The sequence below is a fragment of the Trueperella bernardiae genome (assembly GCF_030246965.1).
Taxonomy (GTDB): domain Bacteria; phylum Actinomycetota; class Actinomycetes; order Actinomycetales; family Actinomycetaceae; genus Trueperella; species Trueperella bernardiae.
This window is the reverse complement of record NZ_CP127099.1, coordinates 1,688,458-1,701,448: the sequence shown is the minus strand read 5'-3', so window position 1 is coordinate 1,701,448 and position 12,991 is coordinate 1,688,458. Positions and strand designations below refer to the sequence as shown.

Below are 12,991 nucleotides of genomic sequence, written 5' to 3'. Positions count from 1 at the left end.
ACCCCTCTCGGCCTTGTTGCGTGTTGTTTACCTGCTGTTTGTTTTCACGACGACGACGCTGGCCCACGCTGGGACGTCGGTCCTCGAAGCGGCTCGGGTGCCGGCCCGCTGGGGGAGCTGGTGCCGGTTGGCCGGGAGGCGGGCGGAGGGGCCGGTCCCCCTCCGCCCGCCGTTTACAACAGGTCGGCGAGGGCGCTTAGTGTGGGTGAGACTCCGGCGTCGATGCGGATGTCGGCGAGGGGATCGGCGGCGGTGGGGCCGTAGTTGATGATGGCGAGCGTGGCGCCGGCCGCGTAGGCCTGGCGTACGATCCACATGCCCGTGCTGACCACGAGCGAGGAACCGGCCACGAGCGCAACCTCGCAGTCGCGGGCGGCGCCCATCGCGTCGCCCATCGAGGCGGGCAGGGACTCCCCGAAGAAGACGACATCCGGCTTGACCAGCCCTCCGCACACCGGGCAGGGCGCCACGCGGAAAGTAGAGGCCTCGGCCTCGGCGCGGTCGGCGGTGGCGAGCACGGCGGGGTCGCGGTCGTACTGCGGCCAGCCGGGGTTGAGTGCCTCGAGGTCGGCGGCGTATTCGCCGCGCGGGAAGCGGGCGCCGCAGTCGAGGCAGTGCACCCGCGCGAACGACCCGTGTAGCTCCCACACGCTCCTGCTCCCGGCTTTGGTGTGCAGGCCGTCGATGTTTTGCGTGGCAACCCCGGTCACCGCCCCCGCCTCCTCCAACCGGGCGATGGCAACGTGAGCACCGGAGGGCTTTAGCGCCTCGAACTGGCGCCACGTCTCGTGATTGCGCTGCCACACCCAGCGTTGCCACATGGGGTCGGCCACGAACATGTCGTAGGTAATCGACGGCTTCTCCGTGGTGCCCTGCCCCCGATAGTCCGGCAGCCCGGAATCGGTGGACACCCCCGCGCCCGTGATTGCGAGCGTGCGCCTCCCGCGCATCGCCCGCGCAAGCTCCTCAGCCGCCTCGACCGGATCAGAAATAACCATGACCATCCCCTCGCCCCGATCCTACGCGCACGCCTCGCCCCGGTGGGAGGTGTTACAGGTGCGACGGGCCGGGCCGTCGTCAAACAACGACGACGCGCGGAAACGGACGAAAGGCGGGCCACGACGTCGTCGGAAATGATTAAGCCGGGGACCAATTGGCTATACGCTTTACCAAATCCGTGAGATAATTGGGGCGTTAGATTTCCAACGCAAAAGGAGCACACGTGGGTATCGCAACGCGTGAAGTTTATGACGAGATGCTGGATCGGGCGAAGGCCAACAAGTTCGCCTACCCGGCAATTAACGTGACGTCCTCGCAGACCCTCACGGCAGCCATCCGCGGCTTCGCTGAGGCTGAGTCGGACGGCATTATCCAGGTTTCCGTTGGCGGCGCCGAGTACGCCTCCGGCTCCACGATCAAGGATCGCGTGGCTGGTTCGCTCGGCCTGGCCGCGTACGCTCGTGAGGTCGCCAAGAATTACGACGTGACGATCGCCCTGCATACCGACCACTGTGCCAAGCAGAACATCGACTCGTGGATCCGCCCCATCATGGAGCTGTCCGCGCAGGAAGTCGCCGCTGGCCGTGAGCCATTCTTCCAGTCGCACATGTGGGACGGCTCCGCCGTGCCGCTCGATGAGAACCTCGAGATCGCGAAGGAACTGCTCGCCCTGTCGCAGAAGTCCAACACCATCCTCGAGATCGAGATCGGCGTTGTGGGTGGCGAGGAAGACGGCGTCGTTGGCGAGATCAACGAGAAGCTGTACACCACCGCTGAGGACGGCCTCAAGACCGTCGAGGCCCTCGGCCTTGGCGAGAACGGCCGCTACCTCACCGCCCTCACCTTTGGTAACGTCCACGGCGTGTACAAGCCCGGCCACGTGAAGCTCCGCCCCGAGCTGCTGGGTGAGATCCAGGCTGAGGTCGGCGCAAAGGTCGGCAAGGAGTCCCCGTTTGACCTGGTCATGCATGGCGGCTCCGGATCCTCCGCTGAGGAGATCGCCACCGCTGTCCGCAACGGCGTCATCAAGATGAACGTTGACACCGACACGCAGTACGCCTTCACCCGCCCGGTCGTGGACCACATGTTCCGCAACTACGACGGCGTCCTCAAGGTCGACCAGGAGGTCGGCAACAAGAAGATGTACGACCCGCGCACCTGGGGCAAGCTGGCCGAAGCCGGCATGGCCGCCCGCGTGGTCGAGGCCGCTGAGCGACTGGGCTCGGCCGGCAAGCGCATGAAGTAATTCCTGCACGTGGGGATGGGGCGGCTGGGGCCGTCCCATTTTCATGCCCGCGGGGTGCGGCCTGGTGGGGTGCGGATGACCGCGGCTGGGGCGGGGCGCGAGCGGGTTAGTCGTCCAGGACGAGCTTGGAGGATAGGTGGTCGAGCCCGGCCATGGCCAGTGCGAGGATGGCGGCCTGCTTGGTGTGGGCGAGGCGGTCGCCAGTGGCGCGGCGCTTCTCGGCGCCGCGGAAGAGGGCGCGCTCGGTGTAGACGCTGGCCGCCGTGGTCGCGGCTGTCGCCGCAACGATCGCAGCTCCGATGAGCGCGGTCACGCCCGGCTGGGCGGCGAAGGCGCCCTTGGCGAGCGACAGCATATCGGAGGGCACGTCATCCTCGGGCGCGGTGGTGTTTGCGGTGTTTGCCGAGGTGGCGGGCTCGGCCTGGTCGGCTTGGTCCGCCTGGTCGGCTTGGTCTGTCTGGCCAATTGGAGTGTGGTCTGCCTGATTGGCCACCGTGAAGCTTGCGTGGTCTGTGACGGCAGAGCTCGTGGGGGTCTCAGCGGTCGGATCGGCGGTTGACTCGTGTGCGCCGAACTCAGCTCTGGCCACCTCTACTGTCGCTATGACGGCAAGCGCACCCGTGCGGACGAGCCGCCGCAGAGTCGGCCGTCGCACGACGTCGGGCGCCGCGTAGTAGACGAATGTGGCAAGTGGCGTGGCCAGGGTCATGGGGGATCCTCGGTTCGGGGTTGGTTGGTGAGAGTCTACCCGAGCCCGGCCACTCACGATTTGGCGGGACTATCCCTGCGGGTTGGCCGGCCCCAGATGATGGCGGCCGCGCCGAGTTCCGCACCTGCCCCTGCGCTCGCGTGCCGGCGCCTCCGCCAGCCGCAAATGCTATACAAGACTGCAAGATGCGGCACTAGATAACGGTTATTTAGTACCGCATCTTGCCGGGAAGTATCGCATCTGTGAGGAGGGTGCCGGCTCGGCCCACCAGGATGCGGGATGTCCGCGCGTCGGAACACTCGGCCTCAACATGTGGACGCCCGCCTCCCGGATGGTGGTACGCATTAGACTTAGGCGGCAAGCCTAGACAAGTGAGGACAGCATGCCAGCAATCGTGATCGTCGGGGCCCAGTGGGGAGACGAGGGTAAGGGCAAGGCGTCGGACCAGCTCGGCGCGGAGGTCGACTACGTCGTCAAGTTTAATGGCGGTAATAATGCCGGCCATACGGTGATTGTGGGCGAGGAGAAGTTCGCCCTGCACTTGCTGCCGGCGGGGATCTTGTCTCCGGGGTGTACAGCGGTGATCGGCAATGGTGTGGTGGTCGATCTGAATGTGTTGTTTGAGGAGATTGAGGAGTTGGAGGGGCGTGGCGTGGATACGTCGGGCCTGCGGATTTCCTCGAACGCGCACATTATCCCCTCGTACAACAAGAAGATCGACGGCGCGAACGAGCGTTTGCTCGGCAAGCGGAAGATTGGCACAACCGGCCGCGGCATTGGTCCCACCTACGCCGACAAAATGAACCGCATCGGCATCCGCGTCCAGGACCTGTTTGACCCCTCGATTCTGCGCCAGAAGGTGGAGGGCGCGCTGCATCAGAAGAATGCGCAGTTGGCCTCGCTCGATGAGGACACGTTTGACGTGGATGTGGTGACCAACGAGCTGCTTGCCTACGCGGATCGGGTGCGCCCGATGCTGTTCAATTCGTCGGCGGAGCTTAACCGCGCGCTCGATGAGGGGAAGACGGTGGTGTTTGAGGCGGGTCAGGCGGTCATGCTGGATATTGACCATGGGACGTACCCGTATGTGACGTCGTCGTCGACGACGGCGGCCGGCGCTTGCACGGGCTCGGGCGTGGGCCCGCTGCGGCTGGACCGGGTGGTGGGCGTCGCGAAGGCGTACATTACGCGCGTGGGCGAGGGGCCGTTCCCCACGGAGCTGTTTGATGAGGCGGGGGAGCGGCTGCGTAAGGTTGGCGGAGAGTATGGCACGACGACGGGGCGGCCGCGCAGGTGCGGCTGGTACGACGCCGTGGTCGCGCGTTATGCGGTGAGGGTCAATTCGCTGACGGATATCGTGGTGACGAAGCTGGATGTGTTGACGGGGATTGAGCAGATCCCGGTGTGCGTGGCCTACGAGATTGATGGGGCGCGTGTGGAGGATATGCCGGAGAATCAGTCGGATATGCATCACGCGAAGCCGATTTACGAGTACTTGCCGGGGTGGTCGGAGGGTATTTCGGACTGCCAGGATTTTGAGGATTTGCCGGAGAACGCGCAGGCGTACATCTTGCGGCTGGAGGAGCTGTCGGGGTGTCGGATTTCGTCGATCGGGGTGGGCCCGGAGCGGGCGCAGACGATCGTGCGTCATCGGCTTCTCGATTAAGAATCTGTGCATGAAGGTGGAGCTGGCAGTGGCTGGCATGGTGGGCGCAGCCCCGCATCCGTTGCGGGGCCGCGCCCCCGTTGTCCAGGCAAATTGTGGGTGGCCCACGATAGAGTGTGACAAGGGGATTGCGCTAACCGCTCAATGCCCGTTAGTCCTATAGGAAATACCGTTTCTTTAACAATAATGGGATGTGGAAGTTATCCAACGTCGCCGATTTCTAGGAGGAAATGCGATGACTGAAACCGCGTTCACCGTTGAGGACGTCCGCGCAGGCGCGCCGGAGTTTGCGCCTGATAATCTCGTTGAGTGGGTGGCTGAGGTCGCCAACATCACTCTGCCGAAGGACATCTACTGGGTAGATGGCTCTGAGGAAGAGTGGGATCGTCTCACCACTGAAATGGTTGAGGCCGGTATGTTCACCCGCCTGAACCCGGAGAAGCGCCCCAACTCGTTCCTGGCTCGCTCGCTCCCGTCTGACGTGGCTCGTGTTGAGTCCCGTACCTTCATCTGCTCCGAGAAGGAAGAGGATGCTGGCCCCACCAACCACTGGGCCGATCCGAAGGAGATGAAGGAGACCCTCATCGGTGCCAACGGTGTGTTCCGTGGCTCGATGCGTGGCCGTACGATGTACGTCATCCCGTTCTCGATGGGTCCGCTGGGCGGCCCGATTTCGCAGCTCGGCATTGAGCTGACGGATTCGCCGTACGTCGTTGTCAACATGCGCATCATGACCCGCATGGGTTCCGCGGCCCTTAAGCTGATCGGCGAGGGTAACGTGTGGGTTCCGGCTGTTCACTCGGTGGGCTACCCGCTGGTCGACGCCGATGGCAACGAGCGCCCGGACACGAACTGGCCGTGCAATGACGAAAAGTACATCACCCACTTCCCGGAGACCAACGAGATCTGGTCCTACGGCTCCGGCTACGGCGGAAACGCCCTGCTCGGCAAGAAGTGCTACGCGCTGCGTATTGCGTCGACCATGGCTCGCCGTGACGGCTGGATGGCCGAGCACATGCTCATCCTCCGCTTCACGAACGAAGAGACCGGCAAGCAGTACCACGTGACCGCGGCGTTCCCGTCGGCATGTGGTAAGACCAACCTCGCCATGCTCCAGCCCACTATCCCGGGCTGGAAGGTTGAGACCATTGGTGACGACATCGCTTGGCTCCGCCCGGGCGAGGACGGCCGCCTCTACGCGATCAACCCGGAGGCCGGCTTCTTCGGCGTCGCCCCGGGTACGTCGTACAAGACGAACCCGATGGCGATGGACACCGCTCGCGCGAACTCCATCTTCACCAACGTTGCTCTGACCGACGACGGCGACGTGTGGTGGGAGGGCATCGACGGCGAGACCCCGGATCACCTCATCGACTGGCACGGCAATGACTGGACCCCGGAGTCCGGCACCCCGGCCGCTCACGCGAACTCGCGTTTCACGGTGCCGGCTTCGCAGTGTCCGATCATCTGCCCCGATTGGGAGGCCCCCGCTGGCGTTCCGATCGACGCGATCCTGTTCGGTGGCCGCCGCGCCACGAACGTGCCGCTCGTTGCCGAGCAGAAGGATCCGGCGCACGGCGTGTTCATGGGCGCTTCGGTTGCGTCCGAGGTCACCGCTGCCGCTACCGACGTGAAGGCTGGCTCGCTGCGTCACGATCCGTTCGCCATGCTCCCGTTCTGCGGCTACAACATGGCTGACTACTGGGGCCACTGGCTCGAGATGCAGGACAAGTTGGGCGACAAGTTCCCGCGCGTGTTCCAGGTCAACTGGTTCCGCAAGGACGAAGAGGGTCACTTCATGTGGCCGGGCTTCGGCGAGAACTCCCGCGTCCTTGACTGGGTGATCCGCCGTGTTGCGGGCGAGGTCGACGCCATTGATGGCATGACCGGCAACTACCCGCACAAGGAGGACTTCAACCTCGATGGTCTCGATGAGATCACCGATGAGGTCTGGGATAAGCTCTTCGCTACCGATCCGGACGCCTGGGCTGCCGAGATCGATTCGACCGAGGAGTACTTCGCTCAGTTCGGCGACAAGGTTCCGGCTCCGATCATCGAGCAGCTGGGCAAGTTCCGTGAGCGTATCGCTGCGGCTCGCTAAGCGCTAGACGCCTAGGGGAGGGAGGGCTCCGGCCCTCCCTCTTCGCGTTCCGGCTGCCGTTGGCGGGAGCCCGGGTAGTGGCGTTGTGACCGCGGTGGCGGGGCCAACGACGACGACGCGCCCGGCCGGCGTCGTGAGCAAGCTGGGCGTCGGGCGCAAGTTGCGGCGACGGCGTCGTGAGCGCGGCTCTACCACGGCTTCCACAAGCTGGACGGCGGCAGACGGGGATGTTGTTTGGGGTGGAGACTGGGATAGAATGGGAAGACGCAGAGGCCGGAAGGAGGCCCAGTGCAGTTGCCGCCTATCATTCCGAACTGGACCCGCGTGTATACGGGCAAGGTTCATGACGTGTATCAGCCCGTCCACACCCTGGCCCATACGGCTGGGGACACAATGATCCTCGTGGCGTCGGATCGTATTGCGGTGCTTGACCGGGTGTTGCCGAGTGTGATCCCGGGGAAGGGCCAGGTGCTCACGCGGATTGCGGCCTGGTGGTTTGACAGGCTGGAGGATGTGGTGCCGAACCATTTCCTGTCCACGGACGTGCCGCCGGAGGCGGCGGGCCGGGCGATGCTGGTGCAGCGGCTGCGGATGTACCCGATTGAGTGCACGGTGGTCGGGTACATGACGGTGCGGGCGTTTGAGGAGTACGCACGGGCGGGGACGGTCGGCGGGCATGAGTTGCCGGCGGGACTCAGCGTGGGTGATCGGCTGCCGGAGGCGCTGTTCGTGCCGTCGCGGAAGGGCGAGGCCGGGCACGACGACGAGACGATCAGCTTCGCGCAGATGTGTGATCTGGTGGGTCACGAGCAGGCTGAGCAGTTGCGGGAGATTTCGCTGGAGCTGTACGAGCGGGCGTTCGGGATCGCGAAGGCGAAGGGCCTGATTATTGCCGAGTGCAAGCTCGAGTTCGGGGCGTCCTACGATTCGGGCGATAACGACTTCGTGTTGGCCGATCAGGCGTTTACGCCGGATTCGGCCACGTACTGGTTGGAGTCGGAGGCGGCGGACGGCCTGCCCCGGGCGTTTGGCAAGGAGTACGTGCGTAACGCGGTGCGGAAGAAAGCCGTGGAGTGGGTCAAGGGTTGCGGGCCGGCACCGGTGTTGGAGCCGGAGGTCGTGGATGAGATGGGCTCGCGTTACCGGCTGGTGGAGAAGAAGTTGCTGGGCGAGGGATCTGCGCACTAGGTTTCCGCTGTTGGTCCTCGTTGGGTAAAACTGAGGTCGAAAACACTGGCCAATTGATGAGAATCTCTATGCCATCTTTTTGGAGTCAATTATTCTGGCAAGCGACCGAATTTGTCGGATCCCGCCGTTTGATGTGAGGAGTAGGAATGGATGCACAGCTGGAACGTGTCTATGAGGAGGCACTGAAGCGTAATCCCACTCAGCCTGAGTTTCAGCAGGCCGTTCGTGAGGTGATGGAGAGCTTGGAGCCTCTGTTGCTGGAACGCAAGGACTACCAGGAGGCGGCGATCCTGGAGCGCATTATTGAGCCGGAGCGCCAGATCATGTTCCGCGTGGCCTGGCAGGATGATAACAATAAGGTGCGTGTGAATCGCGGCTACCGTATTCAGTTCAATTCGACGCTCGGCCCGTACAAGGGCGGCCTGCGTTTCCACCCGTCGGTGACGCTGTCGATTATTAAGTTCCTGGGCTTTGAGCAGATCTTCAAGAATGCGCTGACGGGCCAGGGGATTGGCGGCGGCAAGGGCGGATCGGATTTTGATCCGCACGGTAAGTCGGATAACGAGGTCATGCGTTTTTGTCAGGCCTTCATGAATGAGCTGTCCTCGCATATTGGCGCGGATATTGACGTGCCGGCGGGCGATATTGGCGTGGGTGCGCGCGAGATCGGCTACATGTTTGGCCAGTACAAGCGGTTGGCTCGCCGGAATGAGGCGGGCGTGCTGACGGGCAAGGGCGTCGGCTGGGGTGGTTCGCTGGGCCGCACGGAGGCCACGGGTTACGGCCTGGTGATGTTCGCGAATGAGATGCTGGCCGAGGTGGGGGACAGCCTGGAGGGCAAGACGGCGATCGTGTCCGGCTCGGGCAACGTGGCCACGTACGCGATTGAGAAGCTGCTGGCGCAGGGCGCGAAGCCCGTGTCGATTTCGGATTCGTCGGGTGCGGTGTATGACCCGGACGGGATCGACGTGGCGTTGCTGAAGGAAGTGAAGGAGGTGCGCCGCGGGCGCGTCTCGGAGTACGCGGAGGCCCGCCCGAACGCGGTGTACCATGCGGGCGGCAAGGTGTGGGGTATCGACGCCGATATCGCGCTGCCGTGTGCCACCCAGAACGAGGTGGATGCGAACGACGTGCGGGCGATGGAGATGGGCGGCATCCGCCTGATCGCCGAGGGCGCGAATATGCCGCTGACCCCGGGTGCGATCGAGGTGGCGCAGGATTCGGGCATCATTTACGCGCCAGGTAAGGCGGCGAACGCGGGTGGTGTGGCGACGTCGGCGCTGGAGATGCAGCAGAATGCGGCGTTGCAGTCGTGGTCGTTCGACGACGTGATGGCGCGCCTTGAGGCGATCATGCACAACATCCACAAGACCTCGCTGGACACGGCCGAGGAGCTGGGCCAGCCGGGTAACTACATGGTGGGCGCGAACGCGGCCGGCTTCATGAAGGTGGCCGACGCAATGCTCCAGCAGGGCGTGATCTAAGGGGTCAGCTAGCTGTTCGCGATTTTCGCGGGACGATTTGGGCCGTATCTTCGTATATGTGAAGATACGGCCCAAATCGTCCCGCGTAGGGCGCCTGCGCCCTGGCCTGCGCCTGGTCCGCGCCCCCGCGTGTCGGGGTAGCGTTTTCGCTCCGTTAACTGTGTGGCCACGGAGATCGGGAAAACTTGTCGGTGGTTGATGCCCAGAATGATGTTGTTGATCATCAGACGAGAAGAGGAGTTTTCCATGTCGAAAACGAACAGGTCGGCACTGCGCTCGGTGAGCATGGTGACGGCGATCCTGCTGGGGACGGCGGCGCTTGCCGTTCCCGCGTCGGCAGTCCCGGAGGGTGAGTCCTCCGCTGTGGCTGAACTTGAGTCGGAGGCCGTGGGCGATAAGGCGGAGGAAGCGGTTGACGATGCCGCCGTTGATGGCGCCGAGGCTGCGGACGCTGAGGAAGCTGACGCCGCAGGCGACTCCGACGTTGCTAACGACGCCGCCCAGGCCGCTGACGACGCCGCGGTCCTGTCCGACGCGGCCGAGGCTGCTGAGGCGGCCGAGTCGGGTGATGCTGCGGTGATTGACTTCGGCGTGATCTCCGATTTCCATGGCGCGATCCAGAAGGCCCCGGCGATGGCTGCGATGCTCGATGAGCGCCGCGCCAAGGCCGCTAGCTTTGACTTCCTCGCGGTTGGCGATTCGGTGGGTGGTTCTACCTTCGAGTCGGCGATTGCGAAGGACGTGCCCACGATCGATGTGCTGAACGCGATGGGTCTGACCGTCTCGGCGGTGGGCAACCACGAATTCGACCAGGGGTACGCGGATCTGCGTGACCGGATTCTTGACCTGTCGTCGTACACCAATTTGGGCGCGAACGTGGCGGGCGCGAAGGAGATCGCGGATCCGGGCTACGTGGTAAAGACGTACGGGGACGTGAAAGTGGCCTTCATTGGCACGGTCACGGATGAGACCCCACAGCTAACATCGGCCTCCGCGGTTGAGGGGCTCACCTTCAACGATCCGGTGGCGGTGACGGACCAGCTCGCAAAGAAGATCAAGGAAAGCGGCGAGGCGGACGCGGTCGTGGCGCTCATGCATGATGGCCTGGCCAAGGTTGAGACCCTGGGTGCGGACATCGATCTGGCGTTCGGTGGCCACACGCACATTGCTGGTGCATCGACCACGGCGTCGGGTGCGGCTGTGTGCCAGCCGGGCGCTTCGGGCAGCACGGTGGTCTTCGCTCAGTTGGCTGTTGCGGCTGACGGCAAGGTGACCAGCTCGTGTGAGAACGAGACCGTGGCGACGGGCGCCGACGCCCCCGTCAACGACGAGATCCAGGCGCTGGTGAACCAGAAGCTCGAGGAGTCGGCGAAGCTCGGCGCCGAGGAGCTGTTCCCCATCGCGGGGCCGGCCAACCGTGGCACCGGCGCGCGCAACGGGGATGAGGGCGCGAACCGCGGCACCGAGTCGTCGGCGGGTAACCTCATCGCCCAGGCCTTTTACGAGTACGGCCAGACTCTGGCCAAGCCGGCGGACTTCGGCGTCATGAACTCGGGCGGCATCCGCGCTGATTTCGACGCGAACAAGGACGGCGTGGTGACCTTCCAGGAGTCCTTCAACGTCCAGCCCTTCGGTAACTCCTACGGCACGCGCGTGATCCAGGCGAAGGACGTCTACGAGCTGCTCGAGCAGCAATGGAAGCCGGGCGAGTCGCGCCCGATCCTGCGCCTGGGCCTGTCGAACAACATCAAGTACGTCTACGATCCGACCGCCGAGTACGGCAAGCACATCCTCGCGGTTTACCTCAACGGCAAGCTGCTGGGGAAGGACAACGCGGAAATCACGGTTGCCTCCTCGTCCTTCCTGCTCGACGCGGGTGACAGCTTCAACGCCTTCGCCAACGCCGGCAACCCGGTGGTAGACACGGGCATCATCGACCACGAGGTCTTCAACCAAGTTGCTCAGGGTTGGGCGGCGAACGGCGCGTTCACGCCGGATTACACGCAGCGTTCCTTCGGCTACACCGGCCCGCTGACCTTCGTGCCGGGCCAAACTGTCGACGTCCAGCTGTCCTCGCTGGCGATGACGTCCACGGAGCCCCTGCCCACGAAGGCCATGGTCAACCTCAACGGTGTCGAGGTGGCTACTGCCGACGTCGATACGACCGTCACCCCGAAGGTGGACGAGACGGGCCGGGCGGCCGTGTCGTTCATGGTTCCTGCCGACGCCGAGCTGGGTGCCGCCACGCTGACCATCGCCACGGATGACGGCTCGACGGTCGACTTGCCGGTGACCATCCGTGCGGCGAAGTCGACCGCGCCGAACGTGGCCACCTACGCCCAGAACGTGTACGGCGAGGCCTCGGGCGATAAGCTCGCGGACATCTGGGGCCTGAATGGCGCTGGCGAGCTGTTCTTCTACCAGGGCGGCAAGGCGCTGAAGACGGTGGGCTTGGTTGCCGATGGCTTCGAGGCTGCGGCCGTGGTGAAGGTCAACGATGTGAACGGCGACAAGCGCGCGGACTTCCTGGTGACGGACGCGGCCGGCGACATGTTCTTCTACTACTCCACCGGCAACGGCCACCTGACCAAGGGCGCCAAGGTGGGTCACGGCTGGTCCGGTATGGATCTGGTGGCCTACGCCGGCAAGGTGGACGGCATGGACTCGGTGGTGGCGCGTCAGGGCGCGACGGGCGACCTGTACCGTTACGCAGTGAGCGCGGCCGGCGTCGAGGGCCTGGGCAAGGTGGGCCACGGCTGGGGCGCGATCACGAACATCGTGTCGGTGGGTAACACCTCGGGATCGGCGGATTGGGACCTGTTGGCTACCACGGCCGACGGCGCGCTGATCGCGTACGAGACGACGCCGGCGGGCGGCCTGCGCACGGACACCCAGAAGGGCCACGGCGGGGAGGGTTTCACGCAGGTGTTCTCGCCCGGTGACATGACGGGCGACGGCGCGTTCGACCTGGTGGGCGTTCGCGCCGGGATCCTGTTCCTCTACGAGCAGACGGGCCGCGGCTGGTTTGCCTTGCCGGTCGAGGTTGGCCACGGCTGGGACGCCATGACCATCGTTCGCTAAAGGTGATGTGGTCCCGGGGAGCGGCACTGCCGCTCCCCGGGATTCTCATAGCAGGCGATAGGATCGATTCATGAGACGGCGAATTGACGAGGCGCGGGGCATGGAGCTGGTGCGGGCCTATGCGGCCGGCAGCGAGTTGGGCCGCACGGAGCTGACGGCGGCCGTGCGCTTCGCGCTCGAGGAGTTCGCCACGCGCCACCCGGGGCGCAGCGTGGAGATCCGGGTGCCGTGGGTAGGGGCCGTGCAGGCGATCGCCGGCCCGGTCCACACGCGTGGGACCCCACCCAATGTGGTGGAGATGGATGGGCCCGCCTGGCTGGATGTGGCCCTCGGCCGCCCGGTGGATGAGTCGAAGATTTCTCATTCTGGCACGCGCGCCGACCTGAGCTCGTATTTCCCGCTGTTCGGCCCGGCGCAGTTGGCCGGCCCGGCAGGTGCCGTGGCCGCGGCCGAGCAGGCAGACCAAGCCCAGCCGGCCGACCACGCCGAGCCAACCGGCGCGACCGAGTAGGAGGTA

9 protein-coding genes are annotated in these 12,991 nt (G+C 64.8%); 7 read left to right on the top strand and 2 right to left on the bottom strand.

Annotation, left to right across the window (positions count from 1 at the left end; all coding sequences use genetic code 11):
• Positions 1 to 173: 173 nt before the first annotated feature.
• Positions 174 to 998, bottom strand: a complete 825-nt coding sequence (locus QPC17_RS07815) for a Sir2 family NAD-dependent protein deacetylase (protein ID WP_143601969.1) — start codon at positions 996 to 998, stop codon at positions 174 to 176.
• 224 nt (positions 999 to 1,222) lie between these two features.
• Here QPC17_RS07815 and fbaA point away from each other — a divergent pair, with 224 nt between their 5' ends.
• Entirely contained in the window at positions 1,223 to 2,245 is a 1,023-nt protein-coding gene (gene fbaA / locus QPC17_RS07810; protein ID WP_062614050.1) for a class II fructose-bisphosphate aldolase, read from the top strand.
• 106 nt (positions 2,246 to 2,351) lie between these two features.
• On the opposite strand, the gene QPC17_RS07805 is transcribed toward fbaA, so the two are convergent.
• Positions 2,352 to 2,954: a hypothetical protein gene (locus QPC17_RS07805; RefSeq protein WP_285347198.1), complete on the bottom strand. Its 603-nt coding sequence runs from the start codon at positions 2,952 to 2,954 to the stop codon at positions 2,352 to 2,354.
• Between the two features lie 382 nt (positions 2,955 to 3,336).
• On the opposite strand from QPC17_RS07805, the gene QPC17_RS07800 reads away from it, so the two are divergent.
• The 6 genes from QPC17_RS07800 to QPC17_RS07775 all read left to right on the top strand — a co-directional run bounded on the left by QPC17_RS07800 (position 3,337) and on the right by QPC17_RS07775 (position 12,985).
• Entirely contained in the window at positions 3,337 to 4,620 is a 1,284-nt protein-coding gene (locus QPC17_RS07800) for an adenylosuccinate synthase (RefSeq protein WP_062614048.1), read from the top strand.
• A 235-nt stretch (positions 4,621 to 4,855) separates the two neighbouring features.
• On the top strand, positions 4,856 to 6,721 hold the full coding sequence (locus tag QPC17_RS07795) for a phosphoenolpyruvate carboxykinase (GTP) (protein WP_285347197.1): 1,866 nt from the start codon (positions 4,856 to 4,858) through the stop codon (positions 6,719 to 6,721).
• A 288-nt stretch (positions 6,722 to 7,009) separates the two neighbouring features.
• Positions 7,010 to 7,909, top strand: a complete 900-nt coding sequence (locus QPC17_RS07790) for a phosphoribosylaminoimidazolesuccinocarboxamide synthase (protein ID WP_083281099.1) — start codon at positions 7,010 to 7,012, stop codon at positions 7,907 to 7,909.
• Positions 7,910 to 8,055: 146 nt separating this feature from the next.
• Positions 8,056 to 9,393, top strand: a complete 1,338-nt coding sequence (gdhA, locus tag QPC17_RS07785; RefSeq protein ID WP_062614045.1) for an NADP-specific glutamate dehydrogenase — start codon at positions 8,056 to 8,058, stop codon at positions 9,391 to 9,393.
• Between the two features lie 246 nt (positions 9,394 to 9,639).
• Complete coding sequence (locus QPC17_RS07780; RefSeq protein WP_285347196.1) at positions 9,640 to 12,474, top strand: bifunctional metallophosphatase/5'-nucleotidase; 2,835 nt, start codon at positions 9,640 to 9,642, stop codon at positions 12,472 to 12,474.
• Positions 12,475 to 12,544: 70 nt separating this feature from the next.
• Positions 12,545 to 12,985, top strand: a complete 441-nt coding sequence (locus QPC17_RS07775) for a sterol carrier family protein (protein ID WP_070446006.1) — start codon at positions 12,545 to 12,547, stop codon at positions 12,983 to 12,985.
• Positions 12,986 to 12,991 lie beyond the last annotated feature (6 nt).